General features: G+C 67.6%; 22 protein-coding genes. 16 read left to right on the top strand and 6 right to left on the bottom strand.

Annotation, left to right across the window (positions count from 1 at the left end; genetic code table 11):
* The first annotated feature begins 170 nt into the window (after window positions 1–170).
* The 6 genes from VGP60_RS18850 (at window position 171) to VGP60_RS18825 (ending at window position 6053) form a co-directional block, all read left to right on the top strand.
* Window positions 171–938, top strand: a complete 768-nt coding sequence (locus VGP60_RS18850; protein WP_327549334.1) for a DUF4097 family beta strand repeat-containing protein — start codon at window positions 171–173, stop codon at window positions 936–938.
* A gap of 31 nt (window positions 939–969) precedes the next feature.
* Window positions 970–1644, top strand: a complete 675-nt coding sequence (locus tag VGP60_RS18845) for a DUF4097 family beta strand repeat-containing protein (RefSeq protein ID WP_327549333.1) — start codon at window positions 970–972, stop codon at window positions 1642–1644.
* Window positions 1645–1831: 187 nt separating this feature from the next.
* Window positions 1832–3706: a molecular chaperone DnaK gene (dnaK, locus tag VGP60_RS18840; protein ID WP_327549332.1), complete on the top strand. Its 1875-nt coding sequence runs from the start codon at window positions 1832–1834 to the stop codon at window positions 3704–3706.
* Window positions 3703–4428 carry a nucleotide exchange factor GrpE gene (gene grpE, locus VGP60_RS18835; protein WP_327549331.1) on the top strand — a complete coding sequence of 242 codons (726 nt, stop codon included), beginning with the start codon at window positions 3703–3705 and terminating at the stop codon, window positions 4426–4428. The genes dnaK and grpE overlap by 4 nt, the downstream gene beginning before the upstream one ends.
* A 24-nt stretch (window positions 4429–4452) precedes the next feature.
* Complete coding sequence (gene dnaJ, locus VGP60_RS18830) at window positions 4453–5619, top strand: molecular chaperone DnaJ (protein ID WP_327549330.1); 1167 nt, start codon at window positions 4453–4455, stop codon at window positions 5617–5619.
* Between the two features lie 5 nt (window positions 5620–5624).
* A complete protein-coding gene (locus VGP60_RS18825; RefSeq protein WP_327549329.1) occupies window positions 5625–6053 on the top strand; it encodes a heat shock protein transcriptional repressor HspR in 429 nt (142 codons plus the stop codon).
* Window positions 6054–6102: 49 nt separating this feature from the next.
* Here the strand turns inward: VGP60_RS18825 and VGP60_RS18820 are convergent, their stop codons facing one another.
* The 3 genes from VGP60_RS18820 to VGP60_RS18810 all read right to left on the bottom strand — a co-directional run bounded on the left by VGP60_RS18820 (window position 6103) and on the right by VGP60_RS18810 (window position 9560).
* Entirely contained in the window at window positions 6103–6810 is a 708-nt protein-coding gene (locus VGP60_RS18820; RefSeq protein WP_327549328.1) for a dienelactone hydrolase family protein, read from the bottom strand.
* Window positions 6811–6824: 14 nt separating this feature from the next.
* Window positions 6825–7925 (bottom strand): FAD-binding oxidoreductase, encoded by a 1101-nt coding sequence (locus VGP60_RS18815; RefSeq protein ID WP_327549327.1) that lies wholly within the window; start codon window positions 7923–7925, stop codon window positions 6825–6827.
* Window positions 7926–8384: 459 nt separating this feature from the next.
* Entirely contained in the window at window positions 8385–9560 is a 1176-nt protein-coding gene (locus VGP60_RS18810; protein WP_327549326.1) for a globin domain-containing protein, read from the bottom strand.
* 337 nt (window positions 9561–9897) lie between these two features.
* Here VGP60_RS18810 and VGP60_RS18805 point away from each other — a divergent pair, with 337 nt between their 5' ends.
* The gene (locus VGP60_RS18805) at window positions 9898–10395 is read left to right on the top strand and encodes a MarR family winged helix-turn-helix transcriptional regulator (RefSeq protein ID WP_327549325.1); all 498 of its coding nucleotides are present in this window, start codon (window positions 9898–9900) and stop codon (window positions 10393–10395) included.
* Window positions 10396–10435: 40 nt separating this feature from the next.
* Entirely contained in the window at window positions 10436–12034 is a 1599-nt protein-coding gene (locus tag VGP60_RS18800; protein ID WP_327549359.1) for an MDR family MFS transporter, read from the top strand.
* A 90-nt stretch (window positions 12035–12124) separates the two neighbouring features.
* Here VGP60_RS18800 and VGP60_RS18795 read toward each other — a convergent pair whose 3' ends face one another.
* Window positions 12125–12637 carry a GNAT family N-acetyltransferase gene (locus VGP60_RS18795; RefSeq protein ID WP_327549324.1) on the bottom strand — a complete coding sequence of 171 codons (513 nt, stop codon included), beginning with the start codon at window positions 12635–12637 and terminating at the stop codon, window positions 12125–12127.
* Window positions 12638–12763: 126 nt separating this feature from the next.
* Here VGP60_RS18795 and VGP60_RS18790 point away from each other — a divergent pair, with 126 nt between their 5' ends.
* The 3 genes from VGP60_RS18790 to VGP60_RS18780 all read left to right on the top strand — a co-directional run bounded on the left by VGP60_RS18790 (window position 12764) and on the right by VGP60_RS18780 (window position 17481).
* Window positions 12764–13951 carry an MFS transporter gene (locus VGP60_RS18790; protein WP_327549323.1) on the top strand — a complete coding sequence of 396 codons (1188 nt, stop codon included), beginning with the start codon at window positions 12764–12766 and terminating at the stop codon, window positions 13949–13951.
* A 67-nt stretch (window positions 13952–14018) separates the two neighbouring features.
* Window positions 14019–16622 (top strand): ATP-dependent chaperone ClpB, encoded by a 2604-nt coding sequence (gene clpB / locus VGP60_RS18785; protein ID WP_327549322.1) that lies wholly within the window; start codon window positions 14019–14021, stop codon window positions 16620–16622.
* Window positions 16623–16764: 142 nt separating this feature from the next.
* Window positions 16765–17481 (top strand): hypothetical protein, encoded by a 717-nt coding sequence (locus tag VGP60_RS18780; protein WP_327549321.1) that lies wholly within the window; start codon window positions 16765–16767, stop codon window positions 17479–17481.
* Here VGP60_RS18780 and VGP60_RS18775 read toward each other — a convergent pair.
* Window positions 17478–18566, bottom strand: a complete 1089-nt coding sequence (locus VGP60_RS18775) for a hypothetical protein (RefSeq protein ID WP_327549320.1) — start codon at window positions 18564–18566, stop codon at window positions 17478–17480. The genes VGP60_RS18780 and VGP60_RS18775 overlap by 4 nt on opposite strands.
* Window positions 18567–18651: 85 nt before the next feature.
* Between VGP60_RS18775 and VGP60_RS18770 the strand changes: the two genes are divergently transcribed.
* Complete coding sequence (locus VGP60_RS18770) at window positions 18652–19413, top strand: SDR family oxidoreductase (RefSeq protein ID WP_327549319.1); 762 nt, start codon at window positions 18652–18654, stop codon at window positions 19411–19413.
* On the opposite strand, the gene VGP60_RS18765 is transcribed toward VGP60_RS18770, so the two are convergent.
* Window positions 19410–19562 (bottom strand): hypothetical protein, encoded by a 153-nt coding sequence (locus VGP60_RS18765; protein WP_327549318.1) that lies wholly within the window; start codon window positions 19560–19562, stop codon window positions 19410–19412. The two genes, VGP60_RS18770 and VGP60_RS18765, sit on opposite strands and share 4 nt — an antisense overlap.
* A 1-nt stretch (window position 19563) precedes the next feature.
* Between VGP60_RS18765 and VGP60_RS18760 the strand changes: the two genes are divergently transcribed.
* The 4 genes from VGP60_RS18760 to pyrE all read left to right on the top strand — a co-directional run bounded on the left by VGP60_RS18760 (window position 19564) and on the right by pyrE (window position 23739).
* On the top strand, window positions 19564–19773 hold the full coding sequence (locus tag VGP60_RS18760) for a hypothetical protein (RefSeq protein ID WP_327549317.1): 210 nt from the start codon (window positions 19564–19566) through the stop codon (window positions 19771–19773).
* 30 nt (window positions 19774–19803) lie between these two features.
* Complete coding sequence (locus VGP60_RS18755) at window positions 19804–20574, top strand: ABC transporter ATP-binding protein (protein ID WP_327549316.1); 771 nt, start codon at window positions 19804–19806, stop codon at window positions 20572–20574.
* Complete coding sequence (locus VGP60_RS18750; protein WP_327549315.1) at window positions 20574–23072, top strand: ABC transporter permease; 2499 nt, start codon at window positions 20574–20576, stop codon at window positions 23070–23072. Before VGP60_RS18755 ends, VGP60_RS18750 begins: the two co-directional genes overlap by 1 nt.
* Before the next feature lie 103 nt (window positions 23073–23175).
* On the top strand, window positions 23176–23739 hold the full coding sequence (gene pyrE / locus VGP60_RS18745; RefSeq protein ID WP_327549314.1) for an orotate phosphoribosyltransferase: 564 nt from the start codon (window positions 23176–23178) through the stop codon (window positions 23737–23739).
* The last annotated feature ends 199 nt before the right edge of the window (window positions 23740–23938 follow it).

The raw sequence follows: 23938 nt of genomic DNA, 5'->3' as shown, positions 1-23938 counted from the left end.
TGTCACGAAATCCGACAGGGTTCGAGAGTAAGAGACAGGGTTGGAGAGTAAGACCTGTCCCCCTGAGACGCTGTCTCAGGGATGAATACGGGGGTTACCCCGATGTGTCCGGGGTGCGCCGGGTCTTAGCGTCTTGTCGCATAGAAACCTGCGCTGGAGGGACTCACATCATGGCACGCCCGGGATTGGCCATCGGCGGACTCGTACTCATCGGCGTCGGCGTCGTCATGGCTTTCGGCGCTTTTTCGGACTCGGACATCGAGCGGCAGAACCAGTTCACCGGGCAGGTGCGCAGTGTCCGGATCGACAACGACAGCTCGGTCAGCGTCCGTGCCGGTGATGTCACCACGACCACGGTTCACCAGCGTGTTTCGTATCGCTGGAACGAACCCGGTGAGACCGTCCGCGTCGACGGGAACCAGCTCGTGCTGGAGGGCTGCGGCTGGAACTGCGACGTCAAGTACGAGGTCGTCGTCCCCAAGGGCACCACGGTCACCGGCAAGGTGGACTCCGGTGGCGTCGAACTCGACGGTGTCGCGAGCGCGGACGTCAGCGCGGACTCGGGCGATGTGAAGATCCGCAACGTGGCCGGCGCCGTTACGGCCAAAGCGGACTCGGGGGACGTCGAACTCAACGGCATCGGGCAGGACGTCATGGCGCGGGCCGATTCCGGGAACATCACCGGCGACGGCCTGCGCGGCAAGGTGGACGCGCAGGTGAGCTCCGGCTCGGTGACGCTGCGCCTCGACGTCGCCCAGGACGTGGTGGCCCGCGCGGACAGCGGGAACGTCGAGCTGACCGTGCCCCAGGACCGCTACCGCGTCGAGGGCGCCACCGACAGCGGCAGCCGTGACATCGGCATCACCACCGACTCCGCCGCCACCAAGCTCCTCCGCGTCGACTCCGACAGCGGCGACGTGACCGTTCGCGCGGCCTGAGCTCACTAACACTTTTCTGAGGGGAAACATCATGGGGAAAAACGAAAAGCGGCTTCTTGGCGCCCTTTTGCTGGGAGCCACCACCGCGTTGCTGATCACCGGCTGCACCTCGTGGGTCAACGACGAGACCTTCGCCGACGACAACGCGGTCACCGGGCCGATCACCGCGGTCCGGCTGGACCTGCCGGTCGGGGACGTGCACGTCCGGGTCGAGGACGGCGCTTCGGCGTCGCTGCACCGCGAGGTGACCTACCGCGGCGATCGTCCCGGCACCACGCACCGGCTCGAAGGCGGCACGCTGGTCCTCGCCGGCTGCGACAACAACTGCGGCGTCCGGTACGACCTGGTCCTGCCGAGCGAGCTCGCCGTGACGGGCACGGTCGGCACCGGCCGCATCGACATCGACCGCGCGGCGAGTGCCGACCTGCGGTCCAGCACCGGTGACGTGAAGCTCGAGCGCATCAGCGGGGCGGTCACCGTGTCCGCCGGTACCGGACGGGTGAACGTCGGGCTCAGCAAACCCGCCAGCGTGCGGGTCGAGGCGAACACCGGCGCGGTGACCGTGGCCGTGCCACAGGCGAGCTACCGGGTGTCCGCGCACTCCGACGTCGGCTCGACGTCGGTCGACGTGCCGCAGGACCCGAGCTCGGCGAATTGGGTGGATGTGAGCTCGAACACGGGCCGCGTCACGGTGAAGAACGCCTGATCAGCGGCGTCGGGAACAACTTCCGGGGATCACTCGTTGAGCCCATCAGAAGGTTGAGCGGGGTCCACTCAAGTCTGATTTGACGAGAGTGGCAAGCTCTGGATAGAACTTGAGCAGGGCCCGCTCATGTATCAGCGGACTGCGCAGGTCAAAGACCATTAAAGCAACACAAGCAGGAGGAATAGTCATGGCGCGAGCGGTCGGCATCGACCTCGGCACGACCAACTCGGTCGTCGCCGTCCTGGAGGGCGGCGAGCCGGCGGTCATCGCCAACTCGGAGGGATCCCGTACCACCCCGTCCATCGTCGCCTTCGCCAAAAACGGCGAAGTGCTGACTGGACAGCCGGCGAAGAACCAGGCCGTCACGAACGTCGACAGGACGATCCGGTCGGTCAAGCGGCACATCGGTACGGACTGGAAGACCGAGATCGACGGCAAGACCTACACCTCGCAGGAGATCAGCGCCCGCGTGCTGATGAAGCTCAAGCGTGACGCCGAGGCGTACCTGGGCGAAGAGATCACCGACGCGGTCATCACCGTCCCGGCGTACTTCGAGGACGCCCAGCGGCAGGCCACGAAGGAAGCCGGCCAGATCGCCGGCCTCAACGTGCTCCGGATCGTCAACGAGCCGACCGCCGCCGCGCTGGCGTACGGCCTGGACAAGGGCGAAAAAGAGCAGACCATCCTGGTCTTCGACCTCGGTGGCGGTACCTTCGACGTCTCGCTGCTGGAGATCGGTGAGGGCGTCGTCGAGGTCCGCGCGACCTCCGGTGACAACCACCTCGGCGGTGACGACTGGGACGAGCGCATCGTCACCTGGCTCGTCGACAAGTTCAAGGCGTCCTCGGGTATCGACCTGACCAAAGACAAGATGGCCCTGCAGCGCATCCGTGAGGCCTCGGAGAAGGCGAAGATCGAGCTGTCCAGCTCGAACAGCGCCAGCATCAACCTCCCGTACATCACGGTCGACGGCGACAAGAACCCGCTGTTCCTGGACGAGACGCTGACCCGCGCCGAGTTCCAGCGGATCACCTCGGACCTGCTCGACCGCACCCGCGCGCCGTTCACCAACGTCATCCGTGACGCGGGCATCCCCGTCGGCGACATCGACCATGTCGTGCTCGTCGGTGGTTCCACCCGCATGCCGGCCGTCAGCGAGCTCGTCAAGGAGCTGACCGGCGGCCGCGAGCCGAACAAGGGCGTGAACCCGGACGAGGTCGTCGCTGTCGGCGCCGCACTGCAGGCCGGCGTGCTGAAGGGCGAGGTCAAGGACGTTCTGCTCCTCGACGTCACCCCGCTTTCGCTCGGCATCGAGACCAAGGGTGGCGTGTTCACCAAGCTCATCGAGCGCAACACCACGATCCCGACCAAGCGTTCGGAGATCTTCTCCACCGCGGACGACAACCAGCCGTCGGTGCAGATCCAGGTGTTCCAGGGTGAGCGCGAGATCGCCGCGCACAACAAGAAGCTCGGCATGTTCGAGCTGACCGGCCTGCCGCCGGCACCGCGGGGGATCCCGCAGATCGAGGTCACCTTCGACATCGACGCCAACGGCATCGTGCACGTCCTCGCGAAGGACCTCGGCACGAACAAGGAGCAGTCGATGACGATCACCGGTGGCTCCGCGCTGCCGAAGGACGACATCGAGCGCATGGTCAAGGACGCCGAGGCGCACGCCGAAGAGGACAAGACCCGTCGCGAAGAGGCCGAGACGCGCAACCAGGCCGAGACGCTGGTCTACCAGACCGAGAAGTTCGTCAAGGACAACGACGACAAGCTCCCGGACGACCTCAAGGCCAAGGTCAAGACGGCCATCGACGACGCCAACGAGGCCCTCAAGGGCACCGACTCGGCGAAGATCCGTGAGTCCATCGAGAAGCTGAACACCGCTTCGCAGGAGCTCGGCACGGCGCTGTACGCGAACGCCAACGCCGCCCAGCCGGGTGCGGACGACGCCACTGCGGGTGCCGGTGCGGGCGCGACCGGTGCTTCGGACAAGGCCGACGACGTCGTCGACGCCGAGATCGTCGAGGACGAGAAGCCAGAGGATGGCAAGAAGTGACCGAACACTACGACGAAGCCGGACGCGATGCGCCGGAAGAGCCGCTAGTGGTCCGGGATCTCCGCAGGATCGACCCGGAGACGGGAAAACTGCGGCCCGCGCACGAGGCCCCCGAGCCGCCCGTCGGCTCGGGGGGCCCGGCCAGCGGCCCGTCGCTTGGTGAGTCCATTGTGGACGAATCGGTGACGGCGACCACCGGCGTCGAGGAAATCCTGACCGATCTCGAGCGGCAGCTGTCCGAGCGCACCGCCGATCTGCAGCGGGTACAGGCGGAGTACGCCAACTACCGCAAGCGGATCGAGCGGGATCGGGTCGCCGTGGTCGATTCGGCAAAGGCATCGGTCGTGAGCGACCTGCTGCCGTTGCTGGACGATCTCGAGCGGGCCGGTCGGCACGGAGACCTGACAGGGGCGTTCAAGGCTGTCGGCGACAAGCTCGTCAGCAGCCTGCAGCGCTCCGGCCTCGAGGCGTTCGGCACGGAGGGTGACCCCTTCGACCCGAGCGTCCACGAAGCCGTGCAGCACAACACCTCGCCCGAGGTCGCCGGTCCGACAGTGACCGTCGTGATGCGCGCCGGATACAAGTTCGGCGAGCGGGTGCTGCGCCCGGCACTGGTCGGCGTGACCGATCACGAGCCGGGAGCCGCTCCGGTGGACGCGCCCGTCGAGGGCGAGCTGCCGATCGATATTTCTGCGCCGATTGCCGATGAGAACATCAAGTAATACCGCGGAAGGAGGGGACGCCTGATGAGCGCCAGGGAATGGGTCGGTAAGGACTTCTACGGGGAGTTGGGCGTCTCCTCCGACGCCACCGCGGACGAGATCAAGAAGGCGTACCGCAAGCTGGCGAAGGAGAACCATCCCGACGCCAACCAGGGCAACGCTTCGGCCGAGAAGAAGTTCAAATCGGTTTCCGAGGCCTACGGCGTGCTCTCGGATGCGGGTAAGCGCAAGGAGTACGACGAGGCCAAGCGCCTGTTCGGCGCCGGTGCCGGCGGGGGCTTCGGCTTCCCGCCCGGTGGCGGTGCGGGCGGCTTCGACGTCAGCGACATGTTCGGTGGCGGGCAGCAGCAGGGCGGCTTCGGCGGGCTTGGCGACATGCTCGGCGGGCTGTTCAACCGGCGCGGTTCGGCCGGTGCCACGGCCAACCGCCCGCAGCGCGGCGCGGACGTCGAGACCGACGTCCGGATCGACTTCGTCGAAGCGGTCAAGGGCGCGACCCTGCCGCTGCGGCTGTCGAGCCCCGCGACCTGTGCGACCTGTGGCGGCAACGGCGCGAAACCGGGCACCAGCCCGCGCACGTGCCCGACCTGCAGCGGGTCTGGGCTGGTCAGCCGGAGCCAGGGCGCGTTCGCGTTCTCGGAGCCGTGCCGGGACTGCCGTGGCCGTGGCACGATCATCGACGACCCTTGCCCGGAATGCGCTGGCGAGGGCATCAGCACCCGGACGAGGACGCTGACCGTCAGGATCCCGCCGGGGGTCAGCGACGAGCAGCGGATTCGCCTTGCGGGACAAGGGGAACCGGGCCGTGGCGGAGCGCAGGCTGGCGATCTGTACGTCCGCGTGCACGTCGCGCCGCACCCGTTGTTCGGGCGCAAGGATCTCGACCTGACGATCACGATCCCGGTCTCTTTCGCCGAACTCGCCCTCGGCGGCACGGTCACCGTGCCGACGCTGGAGGGCAAGGTCTCGCTGAAGGTGGCGCCGGGCACGGCGAGCGGCCGGGTCCTGCGCGTCAAGGGCAGGGGAATCTCGAAGCGGGACGGCTCACAAGGCGACCTGCACGTGACTCTGCAGGCGGCCGTACCGTCCAAATTGGACGACAAGGCGAAGGAAGCCTTGGAGAACTACGCCGCCGCGATGGCCGAGCACGATCCACGTCCGGAAATCACCGAGTTGCTCAAGGGTAGGTGAGTGTCATGTTCGGAGGGCTGCCGAATGGCGCCGAGGAAGACCTGCCGGTCTTCGTGATTTCGGTCGCGGCGCAGCTCTCCGGACTGCACGCCCAAACCCTGCGGTCCTACGACCGGCTCGGGCTGGTTTCCCCGGGCCGGACGTCGGGCGGCGGGCGCCGGTATTCCATGCGGGACATCGCTTTGCTCCGCGAAGTCCAGCGACTGTCCCAAGAGGACGGTGTGAACCTGGCCGGGATCAAGCGGATCATCGAACTGGAGAACCAGGTCGACGCCCTGCAGGCCCGGCTGGCCGAGTTGACCGACGAACTGGCGGGCGCGTACGCCGTCGCCCAGCAGACAGCGGCCGCCGTGCACGCCTCCTACCGCAAGGACCTCGTCCCCCTGCACCGCCAAACCGCCCTCGTCGTCTGGAAACCCAAACGCCGGTCGTGAGTGTTTACGAGTGTTAGAACACTTGTAGCCACTCACGAGCCACGCTGGGTCAGGCCTTGGGCTCGGTGGCCAGGTGCGTCCCGAAGAAGGTCATCACGCGTCGCCAGGCGTCTTCACTGGCCTCGTGCTGGTAGGAGAACCCTGTCACCTTCAGCAGCACGTTCAGCGGACCCACCGAGAACTTGTTCGCGAAGCTGTGTCCCGCGTCCGGGTATTCCTTGACGTCGTGCGGGAGGTCCCGCTTGGTCAGTTCGGTTTCGAGCTTCGCGGCGACGCCGCGCAGGGTGAGGTCTTTCTTGCCGAAGCTCGCCACTATCGGGCAGGCGTCGTCGAGCACGGACAGGTCCTTCGGCAGGAAGCCGTAGTAGGGCGCGGAAGCGTCGAAATCGCGGCCGGCCGCGGCCAGTGCGAAGCCGCCACCCATGCAGAAGCCGACGACGCCGATCTTGCCCGAACAGTCCGGCCGCGCGGCGAGTAGCTGCCTGGCGGCTTCGATGTCGTCGAAGGCCTGGCCTTGCCCGGCGTTCAGGGCCTTGAAGACGCTCTTGATGCAGCGGAACCGGCCGCCCCGCGAGTAGAGGTCCGGGCTCAGCGCGAGGTAGCCCTCGGCGGCGAACCTGTCGGTGATGCGCCGCGCGTCCTGGCTCAGCCCCAGCGCGTCGTGGATGATCACCACCGCCGGATGCGGGCCTTCCGTGGTCGGTTCGGCGAGGTATCCTTCGATTTGTCCGTCCGTCACCGGGACCTTGAGTTCCATCTGCCGACGGTATCTCAATCCAGGGTGAACGGGTCGTAGCTGATCCGGGAGAGATCAACCCCGATCGTGAGTAGCTTGGCGACGGTCGCGCGGATCATGCCGGGTGATCCGGATACGAGGATGTTGTGGTCCTCCCAGCTGCCCCGCTGCGAGACCGCCGTGGCGAGTGAGCCGCGGTCGCCGCCGTTCACGGTTCCTTCCTGGGTGACCGGGGTGATGGTCAGCCAAGGGCTCGTCGCCGCCAGCATCCGCAGCTGCTCGAGCCCGTAGAGGTCTTCGGGCTTGCGGCCGCCGTAGAAGAGGTGGACGGACGGGTTGTGCTTCCAGCGCGCGAGGTCGTCGATGATCGCGACGAGCGGCGCCAGCCCGGTGCCGCCGCCGATGAGCAGCAGTTTCCGCGTCTCGGCCGGCTGGATCGTGAGCGCGCCCATCGCGGGTCCGACGCGCCAGACGTCGCCCACCTTGGTGTGGTTGACGATGGCCCGGCTCACCCAGCCACCTTCGACGGCGCGGACGTGGAACTCGAGATAGCCGTCCTCGCGCGGCGCGTTGGCCGGTGAGAGGTAACGCCACAGCCTCGGTCGCTGCGGCACCTCGACGCTCACGTAGTTCCCGGCCTGGTACGGCAGCGGCTGGTCGGGCCGGACGCGGATGACGGCGACATTCCTGGTGGTCTTGGCGTGCTTGATCACCGTCGCGCACCACCACGGACGGCCCGTGTCCGCCATCGCCGCTTCGCGCATGGTTTTCGCGATGATGCCGTATGCGGTGGTCCAGGCGTTTTCGACTTCGAACGTCCATTTATCCTTGAGGAATCGTTTCAATGCCGCCAGTAGTGCCGTCCCGACGGCGTCGTAATGCCTGCCGAGGACGTCGAACTTGCGGTGATCACGGCCGAGCTGGGTCAGGAAGGTGACCAGCTCATCAGGCCGGTCGACCATTTGAACGACGTACACCAATGCGCGCAGCAGACGGCTGCGCTGGGTCGACATGTTGATGGGGAACAAATCACGGGTCTCCGGTGCGACCACGAACAGTGCACCGTAAAAGTATTGCGAAATCTCCTCTGCTTGTGACTCGACGGCTGCGAAGCTGGCGCGGATCAATGTGGCCATATCCTGGCCGGATTGATCCACGAGTGGAGATGCTTCAGCAGGTGGCAGCTCGTATTTCACGGATTTTGCGTTCATCGGTGAGACATGATCTCCAATTGTTCCGGACGCTCGCGCATTGTCCGGTGTTCAGACGGTCCCCCGACGGGAGGTCGACTGTAATCCGGATTTCGTTACGGGAAACCGCAATTGGAGACATTCACCTTCACGGAGCAAGGCGCTTACGACGCGTTAGGTCGCCCTGTCATTCCGTGAATTCCACCATTGGTGGAACTTTCGTGTGCTGTGGTGGTTTTGTCGGGCACGATGTGCGACAGTCGGCTGTTGTGGACATCGTCCGACTGTTGTCTTGATGTCACTTTAAGTAAGGGGATGCTTTTGATCATCAATTCGCACCCTTTCACCGACAGGCCGCCGAATCGGTGATAACCCAACTTTACCGCACTGATGAACAGTAGGGAATCAGTCGATCGTGAACGGGTCGTAGTGGATCTGGTCCAATGCGCTGCCGGCCACCAGCATGCGCGAAACCGTGGCCCGGATCATCGCCGGAGAACCGGAGACCAGCACGTCGTGGTTCGGCCATGAACCTTGCCGGGTGATGACTTCGGCCAGCGTGCCCTGTTCGGCGCCCTGCACCGCGGGGCCGCGTTCCCAGACGGGGACCACGGTCAGCCACGGGTTCACGGCCGCGAGCGCGCGAAGCTGTTCGAGGTCGTAGAGGTCTTCGCGGGTCGGTCCGCCGTAGTAGAGCCTGACCTTGGGATTTTCGCCCCACTGCGCGAGGTCGTCCAGAATCGAGCTCAGCGGCGCGACCCCGGTGCCGCCGGCGATCATCAGCACGTCACGCGCGGACGCCCGGTTCACCCCGAGCCTGCCGAGAGGCGGCCCGAAGCGCCAGACGTCGCCGGGCTGGGTGTGGCTCACGATCGCCCGTGAGACCCAGCCGCCGTCGACGGCGCGGACGTGGAACTCCATGCCGCCGTCTTCACGCGGTGCGTTGGCCGGTGAGAGATAACGCCACAGCCGGGGACGCTGGGGGACTTCGACGCTCATGTACTGCCCCGGCAGGTACGGCACGGGATGCTCAGGCTGCAGGCGGACGAGCGCGAGATCCCAGGTGATCCTGCGGTGCTCGACGACGGTCGCGGTCCAGGAGCCGGGGTTCGTGTCGGCCGCGGCGGCTTCCTGCATGGCGCGGGCGGCGATCGTGAACGCTTCGGCCCAGGCGCGCTCGACGTCGTTGGTCCAGTCGGCGCCGAGGTGGTTCTTGAGCGCGGCGAGCAGTGCGGTACCGACGGCCTCGTAGTGCTGCGGGATCACCCCGAACTTGCGGTGGTCGCGGCCGAGTTGGTTGAGGAACGGCGCCAGGTCGTCTGGCCGGTCCACCATCTGCACGATGTGCACGAGCGCCCGTACGAGCCTGCCGCGCTGGACCTCCATGTTGATCGGGAAGAAATCGCGCGTCGCCGGCGCTAACGTGAAGAGCATCCCGTAGAAGAACTGGGAGATCTCGGGGATGAGTGGCTCGGCTGTCGCCCAGGTGTCCCTGATGAGCGTGACCATCTTCGTGACGGCCGGTGGCGCTTCCCGGTGGGTGGACGACCGGGGAACGGGACTTACGGCGTCCGCTGTCATGGCTGGTAGGGACGCTGGAGGCCGGGCGGTGTCGAGTCTTGTACCAACGGTCAGTCCCGAATGTTCACGAACGAGCGAGGACGGTAGCGGTCGAAAGTCGGGGAAGATTCACGACTGTTCCACCTTTCTCGTCATGTTCAAGGGCATGTTCCCGGGTTTTCGGGACGTCCGCAGACTAGCGGCAGCGCAGCGGTTTGCCTGCATGGTTGCTCCGGATGGGTGTATTTGGCGGCGGGACAACCGGGATGAGTGGGTCAGGTCACCCAGTTAAATAGTTGTGCTACGCAACTAGTTGGAGCTAAAGTTGTATGCCACAACCAAGTGTGGAGGGACTGTGATGAGCGCCGAGGACGACAGCCGCATCGAGTTGATGCGCCAGCTGAAAGCGGCGTCGCAACTCCAGCAGGCCGGGCTGACGCAGATCTGGCAGGCCGAACGCGGGATGCATCCGGCCGCGGTCCACCTGCTCTCCGACCTCGCCAAGCACGGTGAGGCGAGGCCGTCCGAGCTCGCGAAGCGCCGGATGGTCGACATCTCGGTGGTCAGCAGGCAGATCTCCCAGCTTTCCGAGTCAGGCTTGATCAACCGGCGCCCCGCTCCCGAAGACGGCCGCGCGTCGCTTGTCCAGGTATCCGAAAAGGGCCGGGAAGAGCTGGCCCGCTGGCGCGCCCGGTACCTCGAATTCATGGGCCATGCCCTCGACGACTGGGACGAAGCCCGGCTCAGCCAACTGATCGAGCTTCTCTCGGCAATGAACGACGACCTTCGCGACACCCTGGGCCCGCAGGCGAACTGCCAATCACCCGCGGACGACCTGGCGCACGCAAGAAAGTGAGTACGAGTTGAGCACCACCCAGATCCAGGCGGGCGAGCAGATGAGCCATCGCCAGATCATGAGGGCGTTTTCCGGTCTGCTGCTGGCATTGCTGGTCGCGATCATGTCCTCGACCATCGTTTCCAACGCACTTCCCACGATCCTCGCGGATCTCGACGGCTCGCAGAGCCAGTACACCTGGGTGGTCACCGCCACCCTGCTGACGTCGACCGCGACCACACCCATCTGGGGCAAGCTTTCCGACCTGTTCAGCAAGAAACTGCTGTACCAGCTCGCGATCGTCATCTTCACCGCCGGCTCGATCCTCGGCGGTTTCGCGCAGTCGATGCCCGAGCTCATTGCTTATCGCGCGCTGCAGGGCATCGGCCTCGGCGGGCTGCAGGCGCTGATCCAGGTCGTCATCGCCGCGATGATCTCGCCGCGCGAACGCGGCCGCTACTCCGGTTACATCGGTGCCGTGTTCGCCGTGGCGACCGTGTCCGGACCGCTCGTCGGCGGTGTCATCGTCGACTCCCCGCTCGGCTGGCGCTGGTGCTTCTGGGCCTGCGTGCCGATCGCGATCCTCGCGTTCATCGTGCTCGGCCGGACGCTGAAGCTGCCGGTCATCAAGCGTGAGGTCAAGATCGACTGGCTCGGCGCGACCCTGCTCGTCGGCGGTGTCTCGCTGCTGCTGATCTGGATCTCCCTGGCGGGCACCAGCTTCGGCTGGGCGTCCTGGTCGACAGTGCTTTACGTCGGTGGCGCGATGCTCGCGCTCGGGCTCGCCGTGTTCACCGAGACCCGGGTCTCGGAGCCGGTCGTCCCGTTGCGGTTGTTCAAGAACAAGACGTTCACCCTGTCGATCCTCGGCAGCCTGGCCGTCGGTACCGCGATGTTCGGCGGCTCGGTGTTCCTCGGGCAGTACTACCAAATCGCCCGCAACTTCTCGCCGACGCACGCGGGCCTGATGACGCTCCCGATGGTGCTCGGCCTCGCGATTTCGTCGACGCTCGGCGGGCAGATCGTTTCGCGCACCGGCAAGACCAAGCCGTTCCTGCTCATCGGCTCGGTGCTGCTGCTGGTGGGCCTGTTCGCGCTGGCCACGGTCGACCACACCACGAACCTGACCCTGATGGGCGTCTACCTCGCGCTGATGGGCTTCGGGCTCGGGTTCCTGCTGCAGAACCTGGTGCTCGTCGTGCAGAACACCGTCACCATGCGGGACATGGGCTCGGCGTCCTCGGTGGTCACGTTCTTCCGCTCCCTCGGCGGCGCGGCCGGCGTCTCGGCGCTGGGCGCGGTGCTCGCCGCGCAGGTCTCGACGAACATCACCTCGTCGCTCGCGGCGATGGGTGTCTCGTCGGCCGGCGCGACCAACGGCGGTGGCGGCACGCTCAACGTGAACGCGCTGCCGGGCCCGGTCCAGGGGATCGTGCGCGCCGCGTTCGGCGACGCGACCGGCAAGGTGTTCCTCATCGCGGCGATCGTCGCGGTGGTCACCTTCCTGACGGTGCTCTTCATCCGCGAGGTCCCGCTCCGCCGGACCCTCGACATCGAAGAGCCGATCGCGCCCGCTTCGCCGGTCGACACTGCTTCGCCGGTCGACACTGCTTCACCCGTCGACACTGCTTCGCCCGCTCTCGCCACCTCCACCCGCTAACTCAACGGCGGCATCAAGGGATGTTTACTACCGCCAAACGATAGTAAACGTCCCTTGATGCCGCTTTAAGTGACAGTCGTGGGTGAGGTGTCACGTGGTGGTGAGGCGGAGGCCTAGTTGGCGGTGGCCGTCGATGTGGGTGGGTTCCGGGTCTTCGTGGCCGTCGGCGAGCCAGCCGCGACCGGCGTAGAAGGCCCGGGCGCGGGTGTTGAAATCCCAGACCCAGAGCCGCGCTGCGGTCACCTCGGCGGCACGCCAGACGTCCAGCGCCGCGTCGTGCAGTGCGCTGCCGACCCCGAGCCGGAACCGCTCGGGGTCGACGTGGATCTGGTAGAGCTGGCTTGTCACCTCAGAGTTGGGCTCGGGGTGGTAGCAGGGCCCGATCATCAGGAAGCCGACCACGTTCCCGTCGAGTTCGGCACACAACGTCGTCCGGCCGGGGCGCCGGATGATGCCTTCGTACAGTGACGGTTCGCGCTGGTTCTGGGCAGCGATCACGTCGTCGGGCAGGTAGCCGCGGTAGTACGTGGCGCGGGCGCGGGTGTGGACCCCGAGGATCGCCGCCGCGTCGTCCGGGCGGGCCGAGCGGGTCACGATTGCCATGGTTTCCAAGGTATCGGCGTGCACTCGCATTGGCGTGTGCATCAGCCGGAGCGGGTGCACAGTGGACTTTGAGCGTCGCCGTTTTGGCCGATCCTTCCTGGTCGCCGCCTCGGTAGCGTTCGATGAGTGACGCGAAGCCAACAGGCGCTGCTTGTCGCGTTGGGGGTCGACAGCTTCGGTTCAGGGCTGTTCTTGCCGCTGGCGCTGGTTTACGTCACCCAGGTGGTGGGGTTGCCGCTGGGGCTGGCGGGCACGGTGATCACCGCCGGCACGATGGCCTCGCTCCTCGTGCCCCCGTTCGCGGGCCGGCTCGTCGACCGCGTCGGGCCCTGCGCGGTGGTGATCTCCGCGCAGTTCGTCCAGGCGGTGGGCGCGTTCAGTTTCCTGGTGGCGGACGGGGTGACGTCGGTGCTCGCCGCGTCGATCCTGCTTTCGACCGGGCAGCAGTTGTTCTACTGCGCGTTGTACGTCCTGATCGCGGACGTCTCCGGTGATGGCCCGAAGGAGCGGCCGTTCACGGTGACGGCGATGGTCCGGACGGCGCTGTTCGGGCTGGGTGCGCTGGCCGCGGGGGCGCTGTACGCGCTCGCGGGCTCGGCGGGCTATCGCATCGCGGTGGCTGTCGACGGCGTCAGTTTCCTGTGTGCGGCGCTGTTGCTGGCGAAGCTCGTGCGCGCGCCGCATCCGGCGATGCCCGTGCGGGAGGCGCCCGTCCAAGTGTGGCGCGATCGGCCGTATCTCGCGCTTATCGCGATCGCCGGGCTGTTCGGGCTGTCCTTGGACTTCTTCCTGGTGGGCATGCCGGTTTACGTTCTCGACCAGCTGAACGGCCCCGGCTGGCTGCCGGGCGTGATCCTCGCGCTGCTGACGGCGGTGATCAGCGTCGGCGGCACGCTCGCGTTGCGGGCCACCCGCGGGCTGAGCCGCGTCCAGGCGATGGGGCTCGGCTCGGTGCTGTACGTGGTCTGGTGCGCGTTGAGCCTGTGTGCGGTGTTCGTATCGCTCGCCTGGCTGGCCGTCTACCTGCTGGTCACGACGCTGGTGCTGGCCGTGGCGACGCTGGTGTTCGGGCCGCGCGCCAACGTCCTGGCCGAGGCCGTGGCGCCGCCGGCCGCCCGCGGCCGGTACCTCGCCGCGTTCCAATACGCCTTCACCTGCGCCCAGGTGCTCGCGCCTGCGGTCGTCGGACTGTTTTCCCTGGCAGTCTGGGTGCCGTGGGCGCTGGTCGCGGCGAGCGCGTGCCTGGCCGTGCTCGGCCTGCGCTGGGTCACGCCGCGGCTGCCGCCGAGGGCTCTCGGGGCAGTTCAGAGTTGAGCGGAACACACTCAACTTTCCTGACGTTGGTATCTGTGTACAGGACTTTCGCGACAAGAGGTGAGGGATGGACGCTTTCAACCCGACCACGAAGACCCAGCAGGCGATCTCGTCGGCGGCTCAGGCGGCCACGATGGCCGGCAACCCGCATGTCGCCTCCGCGCACCTGCTCGGCGCGCTGCTGGCAGAGGGTGATGGGCTCACCGCGCCGCTGCTGACCGCGGTCGGAGCCGATCCCCAGCAGGTGCACAAAGAACTCGAGCCGATCATCCACGCGCTGCCGTCCGCGACCGGCGCCACGGTTTCGAGTCCGCAATTCGACACGCACGCCGTCAAAGCGCTGACGCACGCCCAGAAACTGGCCACGGAACTCGGCGACGAGTACGTGTCGACCGAGCACCTGCTGGTCGGCTTGGCGACAGAGGGCGGTCCGGTGGCGGACCTGCTCCAACGCCATGGTGCCACGCCGGACGCGCTGCGCGAGGCGTTCGCCAAGGTACGGGGATCCGCGCGGATCACCAGCCCGGACCCGGAGAGCACGTTCAAGGCGCTCGAGAAGTACGGCGTCGACCTGACCCAGCGCGCTCGCGCGGGTGAGCTCGACCCGGTCATCGGGCGTGACACCGAAATCCGCCGGGTGGTGCAGGTGCTTTCCCGGCGTACCAAGAACAACCCGGTGCTGATCGGTGAGCCCGGCGTCGGCAAGACGGCCATCGTCGAAGGTCTCGCCCAGCGGATCATCGCCGGTGACGTGCCGGAGTCGTTGCGCGGCAAGCGGGTCATCGCGTTGGACCTCGGTTCGATGGTCGCTGGAGCGAAGTTCCGCGGCGAGTTCGAAGAGCGGCTCAAGGCCGTCCTCAAGGAGATCACCGACTCGGCGGGCCAGGTCATCACGTTCATCGACGAGCTGCACACGATCGTCGGCGCAGGAGCCTCAGGTGCTGATTCTTCCCTGGACGCGGGCAACATGATCAAGCCCATGCTCGCCCGCGGCGAGCTGCGGATGGTCGGCGCGACCACGCTCGACGAGTACCGCAAGTACGTCGAGAAGGACGCCGCGCTGGAGCGCCGCTTCCAGCAGGTGCTGGTCGGCGAGCCGTCGGTCGAGGACACCATCGGCATCCTGCGCGGGCTCAAGGAGCGCTACGAGGTGCACCACGGCGTGCGGATCACCGACGCGGCGCTGGTCGCGGCGGCGACGCTGTCCGACAGGTACATCACCGCGCGCTTCCTGCCGGACAAGGCGATCGACCTGGTCGACGAGGCCGGTTCGCGGCTGCGTATGGAGATCGACTCGCGGCCGGTGGAGATCGACGAGGTCGAGCGCCTGGTGCGCCGCCTCGAGATCGAGGAGATGGCACTGTCCAAAGAGGACGATGTCGCCTCCCGGCAGCGGCTCGCGGCACTGCGGTCCGAGCTGGCCGAGAAGCGTGAGCAGCTCACCGCACTGACAGCGCGGTGGCAGAACGAGAAGGGCGCCATCGAGCAGGTCCGGTCGCTCCAGGAGCAGCTCGAGCAGCTGCGCGGGGAGTCCGAGCGGGCCGAGCGCGACGGCGATCTCGGCCGGGCCGCCGAGCTCCGCTACGGCAAGATTCCGGCGCTGGAGAAGGAGTTCGAGGCCGCGACTGCGGTCAGCGAATCCGTCGCGAAGCAGCCGGTGATGCTGAAGGAGGAGGTCGGCGCCGACGACATCGCCGACGTCGTGAGCGCGTGGACGGGCATCCCGGCCGGGCGGCTGCTCGAAGGCGAGACAGGCAAGCTGCTGCGGATGGAGGAGGAGTTGGCCAAGCGGGTCATCGGCCAGCCCGAGGCCGTCACGGCGGTGTCCGACGCGGTGCGCCGCACGCGCGCCGGGGTCGCCGATCCGGACCGGCCGACGGGATCGTTCCTGTTCCTGGGCCCGACCGGGGTCGGCAAGACCGAGCTCGCGAAGGCGCTCGCGGAGTTCTTGTTCGACGACGAGCGCGCCATGCAGCGCATCGACATGAGCGAGTACTCGGAGAAGCACTCCGTTGCCCGCCTGGTCGGCGCGCCTCCGGGCTACGTCGGTTACGACCAGGGAGGCCAGCTCACCGAGTCGGTGCGCCGCCGGCCGTATTCGGTCGTGCTGCTCGACGAGGTCGAAAAGGCCCACCCGGACGTCTTCGACGTGCTCCTTCAGGTGCTCGACGACGGCAGGCTCACCGACGGCCAGGGCCGCACGGTGGACTTCCGGAACACCATCCTGGTGCTCACCTCCAACCTCGGCACGCAGGCCATCGCGGACGCCGACATGAGCGAGCGGTCGCGCCGGGACGCGGTGCTCGGGGTGGTGCAGCGCCACTTCAAGCCGGAGTTCCTCAACCGGCTCGACGACATCGTGGTGTTCCACTCGCTCGAGATGGAGCAGCTGACGTCCATTGTGGACATCCAGGTCGACAGGCTCGCGAAGCGGCTCGCCGCCCGCAGGCTGGTACTGGACGTCACGCCGGGCGCCCGCGAGTGGCTCGCGCTGAACGGGTTCGACCCGATCTATGGGGCCCGGCCGCTGCGGCGGCTGGTGCAGTCCGCGATCGGCGACAAGCTCGCGAAGCAACTGCTCGCCGGGGAGATCCGGGACGGCGACACGGTTCGTGTCGACATTCCGGCGTTCGAGGCGAGTGACTCGCTGACCGTCACCCGCGTGGACTGAGTTCGACAGGGGCACTTTCGCGAGAAAGTGCCCCCTCTCGGCTTCGCCCGGCGGCACTTTTTCGCGAAAGTGCCTAATCGGGTGGAGGCGACACGGCAGCGCTGGGGCTCGCCAGAACGGCCGGGGGGATACCCTGGTGCGCGTGGGTATTCCGGCGTGGATCTGGTTCGTCGTCGCTGCCGCCGCGTTGGTGGCTGGATTAGCGCTGCTCGCTGCGGACAGGGCGAGAGAGGGCTCGCGTAACCGGGAGCGGAAGCGCTGGGCCGACCTGCGTGGCTGGCAGTACGTGGAAGAGGACGAGCGCCTGCCGCGACAGTGGTCCAGCGGCGCGATCGGCTACTTCGGCGCCGAAGCCGCGGTCAACGTGGTCGCCGGCTCGACGTTCACTTCGGACGGTCGGCGCCCGGTGTTCATCTTCGACATCGAGGTGGACGACCAGATCCCGGCCGTCATCGTCGCGGTGCGCTGCAACCGCGTGCACGCCGTGCCCATCGAGTTGTGGCTGGCCAGCGTCCCGTTCCAGCGGGCGGAGATGCCGGAAATGCTCGGCCCGATCGGCCAGCGCTACGCCTTCGCGGACGACGTCACCGGCGCCCGCGCGCTCATCACGCAGGACTTGGTGGACGCGGCCGACTCGCTCGGCGGCGACGTCGGCGTGGTGTGGCTGGAGAACGAATGGGTGCTGGCCAGTGCCGCGCCCAACGTCGGCCCGTCGCGTCTCGAGCGCCTGCTGCGCGACCTCGGCGAGATCGCCGACATCGTCGACCCGTTCGACGAGGAGTTCGGCGGTGGCCGTCACTGGCAGGACGACGAAGCCAAGTCCGGTGCCGACGAGCAGTCCGGGCCCGCTCCTTACTAGCGGTGCTCGATGTTCAACGGCGGGCCGCTGATCGTCAGCCCGCCCTTGAGCGGTGCCTGATCGAACAGCGCCAGCTTAAGATCATTCTTTTGGGTGAACGAACCGTCCTGTTTGGTCAAATCGCCCGAAGCGCCCAGCCGGGTCTCGGTACCGCCCTGAACGTCGAGCACGTGCTCGACGTTCAGCTCTCCCGAGGTCGTGCCGGAAAGGGCCGCGTCGACCTGCTGTGACACCTGCCCGAGCGGCGTGCCGTCCGGCTGCAGTGTCCCGGCGAACCCGCCCTGGTGGCCCAGTTTCGCGCCCTGGCTCACCGATCCCCAGCCGGCGACCGGGCCGATATGCCCGCCGAGGTCCCGCGACTGGCCGATCGCCGTGCCCACCTTGTCCCCGGTCCTAGCCGTGACAGCGTCATCGGCTCGCCGTGCGACGTCGAGCGTGCCGCTGAAGGCACCGTGGCCGAACTGCTGCGCGCTGGTGCCGATCGCCGCCATCTGTCCGATGTCGACAGCCTGGCCGGAGTTCCGATCCCAGCCCGCGGCGGCCGTCAGCTCCGAAAGCGCGTGAGTGTTGCCCCTGCCGTCGCCGGTCAGCACGGTGTTCCTGGTGACGTCGAGCGTGGGCTCGTCACCGACCTGCCCGACCACGTCGATTCCGTGGGGTAGCCACACGGAGTCGTACTGCGCACCGGAACCCCGGAGGTGGTGCGTCTGCTGGGAGCCGGCGCCCAGCGGGCCGGCCGTCGGATCCACTGCCAGGAACTCCTTGTGGCCGTGTGAGGTTTCCAGGTGGTGCGCGGTGTCGCTGAGGTTGCGGAAGATTTCGACGTCGCCGAGGGTACCGCTGACAACGTCCCGATTGGTCGTCGTTATGAAGCCGTCAAGAAACCCGCTGTGGTCATTGCCGTCCAGCGCGTTGCCGGAGCTGAGTCCCTTGTCGAACGACCCGGTGTGCTGGTGGTCGAGCGGCAGTGGGACGGACTCGCTTGCCCACGCCGTGGCCGGGCCCGCCAAGAGCAGGGCCAGTGGTGCCGCTCCGGCGGCGACCTTGGGCAAATAGGCGGATTTAGGCTTCCGGTGCTTCGCCATGCGCGGACGATACTTCCCGACTCCGCACAATGCACGTCAACCCTTCACGTGTGGGTGACTTAGGGCGCGCGGGTATCTTCGCGGCATGACACCTCTCGCCTTGGTCACCGGAGCGACGGCCGGTATCGGCGCCCAGTTCGCCCGCACGCTCGCCGCCGAGGGATACGACCTGGTCCTCGTCGCCAGGGACGAGGAGCGCCTGACCGCCTTGGCCAGGGAACTCGCCGAACGCCATGGCGTCACCGCCAGTGTCCTCCCGGCCGATCTGTCCACAGTAGACGGTCGGGCGGCGGTGGAGGCCAGGCTCGCCGAGCCGGTCGACATGCTGGTCAACAATGCCGGGCTCGGCCTCGGTGGCGAATTCATCACGACGTCGATCGACGAGCAGCAGCATCAGTTGGACGTCAATGTCACCGCGGTGCTGCGCCTGACCCGGGCTGCGCTGCCCGGCATGATCGAACGCGGCCGCGGTGACGTCGTCAACGTCTCCAGTGTCGCCGGTTTCTTCCCCGGCCAGGGCTCGACGTACACCGCGAGCAAGAGCTGGGTGACGGCGTTCTCGACCGGCGTCAACGCGGGTTTGCCGCGCGGTGTCCGGATGTTGGCCCTGTGCCCCGGTTTCACCTCCACGGAGTTCCACGAGCGGGCCGGGATCAAGAAATCGGGCCCGAAGTTCCTCTGGCTCAGCGCCGACCAGGTGGTCACCGAAGCGCTCGCGGATCTCCGTCGTGGCAAGGAAATCTCGATTCCGAGCGTGCAGTACAAGGTCCTGGTCACGCTCGGCCGGTTGATCCCGCGGTCGCTCGTGCGGCTCGTCAGCGGCACGGTCGTCGGCAAGCGACCCTAGAGCCAGGCCTTGATGCCGAGCATCACGATGGCCAGGCCGTCCTCGAACCTGGGTTCCCCGTTCTCGAAAACGTAGCGCTCGTCGCGCTCTCCGGGCGTCGGGTAAACGGCTTGTTCTTCAATGGTGAAGCCGATTGTGTAGCTGTACACGGTGAACAGCACCTGTATGGCGCGCGGGCAGCTTTCCGGCATGGCCTCGGGCCTCGACATCCGCTACGACATGGACGGCCCGGCCCACGAGCTCCTCGGCGCCGGACGGCTACGTCTGCTGGGTCGGTTTCGACGGCTTGGAGACCGCGATCAGCCGGTGGTTCGGGTAGGGCTGTCCCCACCGGTGATCCGCACGCTGTCCCCAGGGTGATCCGGGCGCTGTCTCCCTAGCGTTCTCAGGGTGAACAGACGTGACAGTGACGCGGTCCGCCTCGAGGCCGTCCGCAAGATCTACGGCAAGGGCGACTCGGGTGTGGTGGCGCTCGGGGGTGTCACCATGAGCTTCCCGCGTGGCGGGTTCACCGCCGTCATGGGGCCTTCCGGTTCGGGCAAGAGCACCTTCCTGCACTGCGCCGCCGGCCTCGACCACCCGACCTCGGGCTCGGTCGTCCTGGACGGCGAAGACCTCACGGGGATGAACGAGAACGACCTGACCAGGCTTCGGCGTGATCGAGTCGGGTTCATCTTCCAGGCGTTCAACCTGCTGCCCGCGCTGACTGTCGAGCAGAACGTCACAGTGCCGCAGCTGCTCGCCGGGCGGAGGCCGAACCGGAAGCACGTCCACGAGGTGCTCGACCGCGTCGGCCTGCTCGACCGCCGCAAGCACCTGCCCGCCGAGCTTTCCGGCGGGCAGCAGCAGCGTGTCGCGATCGCACGGGCGATCATCACCCGGCCCGCGGTGATCTTCGCCGACGAGCCGACCGGCGCGCTCGACACCCGCACCGCGGCCCAGGTTCTCGGTCTGATGCGCGAATCGGTCGGCGAGCAGACGGTCATCATGGTCACGCACGACCCGGTCGCCGCCTCCTACGCCGACCGCGTGGTGTTCCTCGCCGACGGGCGTGTCGTCGGCGAGCTGCACGCGCCGACGGCCGACGCCGTCGCCGAGCGGATGACCCACCTCGGCGCGTGGGCCGATCGCCTCCGCACGACCACTGTCGGCGGTGCTTGATGTTCCGGATGGCTCTGCGCACCCTCCGGCTGCGCAAAGGCGGGTTCATCGCCACCTTCGTCGCGGTCTTTTTCGGTGCCGTCATCGCGATGGCGTGCGGCGGGCTGATGGAGACCGGGATCCGGACCGCGGTCCCGGCACAGCGGCTCGCCGCCGCGCCGATCGTGGTCACCGCCGCCCAGACCTTCCAGCTGCCGATGGCGAACCCCGGCAGCGAGAAAGAGGACGTCGAGAACGGCAGCCTCGTCGAGCGCGTCCGGCTCGACGCCGGGCTGGCCGCCAAGATCGCCGCCATCCCTGGCGTGACCGGCGCCGTCGGCGAGATTTCGTTCCCTGCCACGGTTGGCGACGCGCCGGTGCTGGGCCACGCGTGGAGTTCCGCGCAGCTGACGCCGTACCACCTGACTTCCGGTGCCGCGCCCGCTCCCGGCGAGGTCGTCGTCCCCGAAGGCCGGATCGGAGACCGCGTCGATATCGGGGCACACGGCAAGGTCGAGAGCTTCCGTATTTCCGGCACGGCCGGCGCGTCGACCGGCGAAGCCGCGCTGTTCTTCTCCGCCGCGGACGCTTCGCGGCTGTCCGGTCATCCCGGGCTCGTCGACTCGATCGGGGTGTTCGCCCCGGTCGGCACCGATCTGTCGGCCGCGCTCAAGGGCGTGTCCGCCGAAATCCTCACCGGTGACGACCGCGGTGTCGCCGAACACCCGGAAACCCTGCTGAGCGGGGAAAACCTGATCGTGCTCGCCGCGGTTTCCGGTGGCATGGGGATCCTGGTCGCGATGTTCGTCGTCGCCAGCACGCTCGCCTTGTCGATCCAGCAGCGGCAACGGGAACTCGCGCTGCTGCGGGCCATCGGCACGACCCCGCGTCAGCTGCGCCGGATGGTGATCGGCGAAGCGCTGGTCGTCGCCGTGCTGGCCATCGCGGTCGCGATCGTGCCGGGTTCGCTGTTCGGGCGCTGGCTGTTCGACCAGCTCACCGCGAACGGCGTGGTGCCGCCGATGGTCGTCTTCCACCAGGGCTCCATCCCGGTCGCCGCGGCCGCCGGTGCCGCCATGGTCACCGCGCTGGTCGCCGCGTTCGCGTCGGCTCGCCGCGCCGGGCGCACGCGGCCGACCGAGGCGCTCGCCGACGCCGCCGTCCAGCGGCACTGGCTCACCAAGACGCGGGTCCTGTTCGCGATCCTGGCGCTCGGCGGCGGCCTCGCGCTGTCGATCGTGACGGTCGCCGTCATGACCGGCCCGGTCGCGGCGAGCACCGCCGGCCCGGCGGTCATGTTGTGGGCCATCGGACTCGCGATGCTCAGCCCCGGCATCACCAACGTGCTGACCTCGATCCTGCAGTGGCCGCTGCGCGCCGTTTCCGGCGTCAACGGGTATCTCGCGATGCTCAACGTGCGGGCCAGGACTGTCCGGGTCGCCGCGGCGATCACGCCGATCATGCTGGCGACCGGGATCTCGATCGCGAACATCTACCTGCAGACCACGCAGGACAGCATCGCCGACCGCGCGTTCACCGAGAACCTGCGGGCGGACGCCGTGATCAGCTCACAGCTGGACGGGCTGTCCCCGGATCTCGTCGGTCGCGTCCAGCGCACCCCGGGTGTCGCCGGGGCGTCGGAGTACGTCACCAGTCAGGCGTTCATCACCGCGCCCTTCAGCACTTCGAACGACGACGAAGGCTGGCCGGTCACCGGGGTCACCGCGGCCGGTGTCGCGGAGACCAACGCCACCGCGCCCGTCGCGGGCAAGCTCACCGACCTGAGCGGGAACACCGTCGCGCTGCCGGAGACCATCGCGGCCGACGTCGGCGTGGGGGTCGGTGACGCCGTCACGCTGCGTCTCGGCGATGGAGCCGCGGTGGACGTCCGGGTCGTGGCGTTGTTCGCCGGGCGCGCCGGATTCGAGAACTTCCTGATGCCGGCGCAGCTGCTGGCCCCGCACACGACGGAAGGCCTCGCGCCGCAGATCCTGGTCCGCGCCGCGCCCGGCACGGACGTCGGCCGGCTCACCGAAACGCTGCGGACGCTGACGGCGAGCTCGCCCGGAGTCGTCGTCGGCGATCGCGCGGCACTGGTCGCCGAACACGAGCAAGGCCAGGACATCGGGGCCTGGGTGAACTACCTGCTGCTCGGGATGATCATGGCGTACACCGTGATCTCCGTGGTCAACACGCTGGTGATGAGCACCGCGCGGCGGCGTCGCGAGTTCGGGTTGCAGCGGCTCACCGGGTCCACCCGGGCGCAGATCATGCGGATGATGGGCTTGGAAGGCGTGATGATCGCGGTGGTCGGCGTGGTGCTCGGCACCATCGTCGCGGCCGGTTCGATCGTCCCGTTCTGCCTGGTGGTGAGTGATTCCGTGCTGCCATCGGGGCCGGTGTGGATCTACCTCGCGGTGGTCGGCCTCGCCGGGGCGATCGCGTTGCTCGCCACGCTCATGCCGACCTGGGCCGCGACTCGCGTGCGGCCCGCGGAGGCAGCGTTGACTGATGAATGAGCGAGCTACGAGAGCCGCGCCGACCTGCGTAAATGCTGCGCACGAACCCGCGTCGCGGGTTCTCAGACGAGAGACTCAGTCGGGGTATGAGAAACTCACCGCCGTGACGAACCCCGGACTGGATCAGGCAGCGAAACTCGAACTGGCCAGGCTGGTCATCGACCTTTCGGTGGTGCACGGCAAGGTGACTCTCGCTTCCGGCAAGGAAGCCGACTACTACGTCGACCTGCGGCGCGCGACGCTCCACCACGCGGCGGCCCCGCTCATCGGGGTGCTGCTCCGGCAGCTCACCGCGGACTGGGATTACGTGGCCGTCGGCGGGCTCACCCTCGGGGCGGACCCGGTGGCGCTCGCGATGCTGCATTCGGCCGCGACCGAGGAGATGGTGCTCGACGCGTTCGTGGTGCGTAAAGGCACGAAGGCGCACGGGCTGCAGCGGCGGATCGAGGGTGCCGAGGTGCGCGGGCAGCGGGTGCTGGCCGTCGAGGACACCTCGACCACCGGCGGGAGCGTGCTCACCGCAGTCGAGGCACTGCGGGAGGAAGGCGCCATCGTGGTCGGCGTCGCGACCGTCGTGGACAGGGACACCGGAGCGCGCGAGGCCGTCGAGAAGCAAGGCCTCGAGTACCGCTACCTGCTCGGCAAGGACGATCTCGGCCTGAGCTAAAGACATGAATTCGGCGTCGACCTCCCCCCGAACGGAGGTCGACGCCGAAGTCCCGGTGCGCATTTCCCGCCTCGCTGAAATGGCCCTTCATTGAGAAGGACCCGTTCGTGGTGGATCGTGACGGAGTCGCGGGTGTGACGGCGATCACCCACAATGCGAGCGTGACGTTTTCGCTTTCCCGGTGTCCTAGAGGTCAGGA

The organism is Amycolatopsis sp., assembly GCF_036008905.1.
Lineage (GTDB): Bacteria > Actinomycetota > Actinomycetes > Mycobacteriales > Pseudonocardiaceae > Amycolatopsis.
Note: the sequence above shows the minus strand (reverse complement) of the source record. Positions and strands in the feature narration are given on the sequence as shown.

Excerpts from the sequence above, each read along its gene's own strand:
- VGP60_RS18770 (WP_327549319.1), top strand. The coding sequence starts at position 18,652 with ATGACACCTCTCGCCTTGGTCACCGGAGCGACGGCCGGTATCGGCGCC.
- VGP60_RS18845 (WP_327549333.1), top strand. The coding sequence starts at position 970 with ATGGGGAAAAACGAAAAGCGGCTTCTTGGCGCCCTTTTGCTGGGAGCC.
- VGP60_RS18800 (WP_327549359.1), top strand. The coding sequence starts at position 10,436 with ATGAGCCATCGCCAGATCATGAGGGCGTTTTCCGGTCTGCTGCTGGCA.
- dnaJ (WP_327549330.1), top strand. The coding sequence starts at position 4,453 with ATGAGCGCCAGGGAATGGGTCGGTAAGGACTTCTACGGGGAGTTGGGC.
- clpB (WP_327549322.1), top strand. The coding sequence starts at position 14,019 with ATGGACGCTTTCAACCCGACCACGAAGACCCAGCAGGCGATCTCGTCG.
- VGP60_RS18850 (WP_327549334.1), top strand. The coding sequence starts at position 171 with ATGGCACGCCCGGGATTGGCCATCGGCGGACTCGTACTCATCGGCGTC.
- VGP60_RS18750 (WP_327549315.1), top strand. The coding sequence starts at position 20,574 with ATGTTCCGGATGGCTCTGCGCACCCTCCGGCTGCGCAAAGGCGGGTTC.
- VGP60_RS18810 (WP_327549326.1), bottom strand. The coding sequence starts at position 9,560 with ATGACAGCGGACGCCGTAAGTCCCGTTCCCCGGTCGTCCACCCACCGG.
- VGP60_RS18775 (WP_327549320.1), bottom strand. The coding sequence starts at position 18,566 with ATGGCGAAGCACCGGAAGCCTAAATCCGCCTATTTGCCCAAGGTCGCC.
- VGP60_RS18795 (WP_327549324.1), bottom strand. The coding sequence starts at position 12,637 with ATGGCAATCGTGACCCGCTCGGCCCGCCCGGACGACGCGGCGGCGATC.
- VGP60_RS18805 (WP_327549325.1), top strand. The coding sequence starts at position 9,898 with ATGAGCGCCGAGGACGACAGCCGCATCGAGTTGATGCGCCAGCTGAAA.
- VGP60_RS18820 (WP_327549328.1), bottom strand. The coding sequence starts at position 6,810 with ATGGAACTCAAGGTCCCGGTGACGGACGGACAAATCGAAGGATACCTC.
- dnaK (WP_327549332.1), top strand. The coding sequence starts at position 1,832 with ATGGCGCGAGCGGTCGGCATCGACCTCGGCACGACCAACTCGGTCGTC.
- VGP60_RS18825 (WP_327549329.1), top strand. The coding sequence starts at position 5,625 with ATGTTCGGAGGGCTGCCGAATGGCGCCGAGGAAGACCTGCCGGTCTTC.
- VGP60_RS18815 (WP_327549327.1), bottom strand. The coding sequence starts at position 7,925 with ATGGCCACATTGATCCGCGCCAGCTTCGCAGCCGTCGAGTCACAAGCA.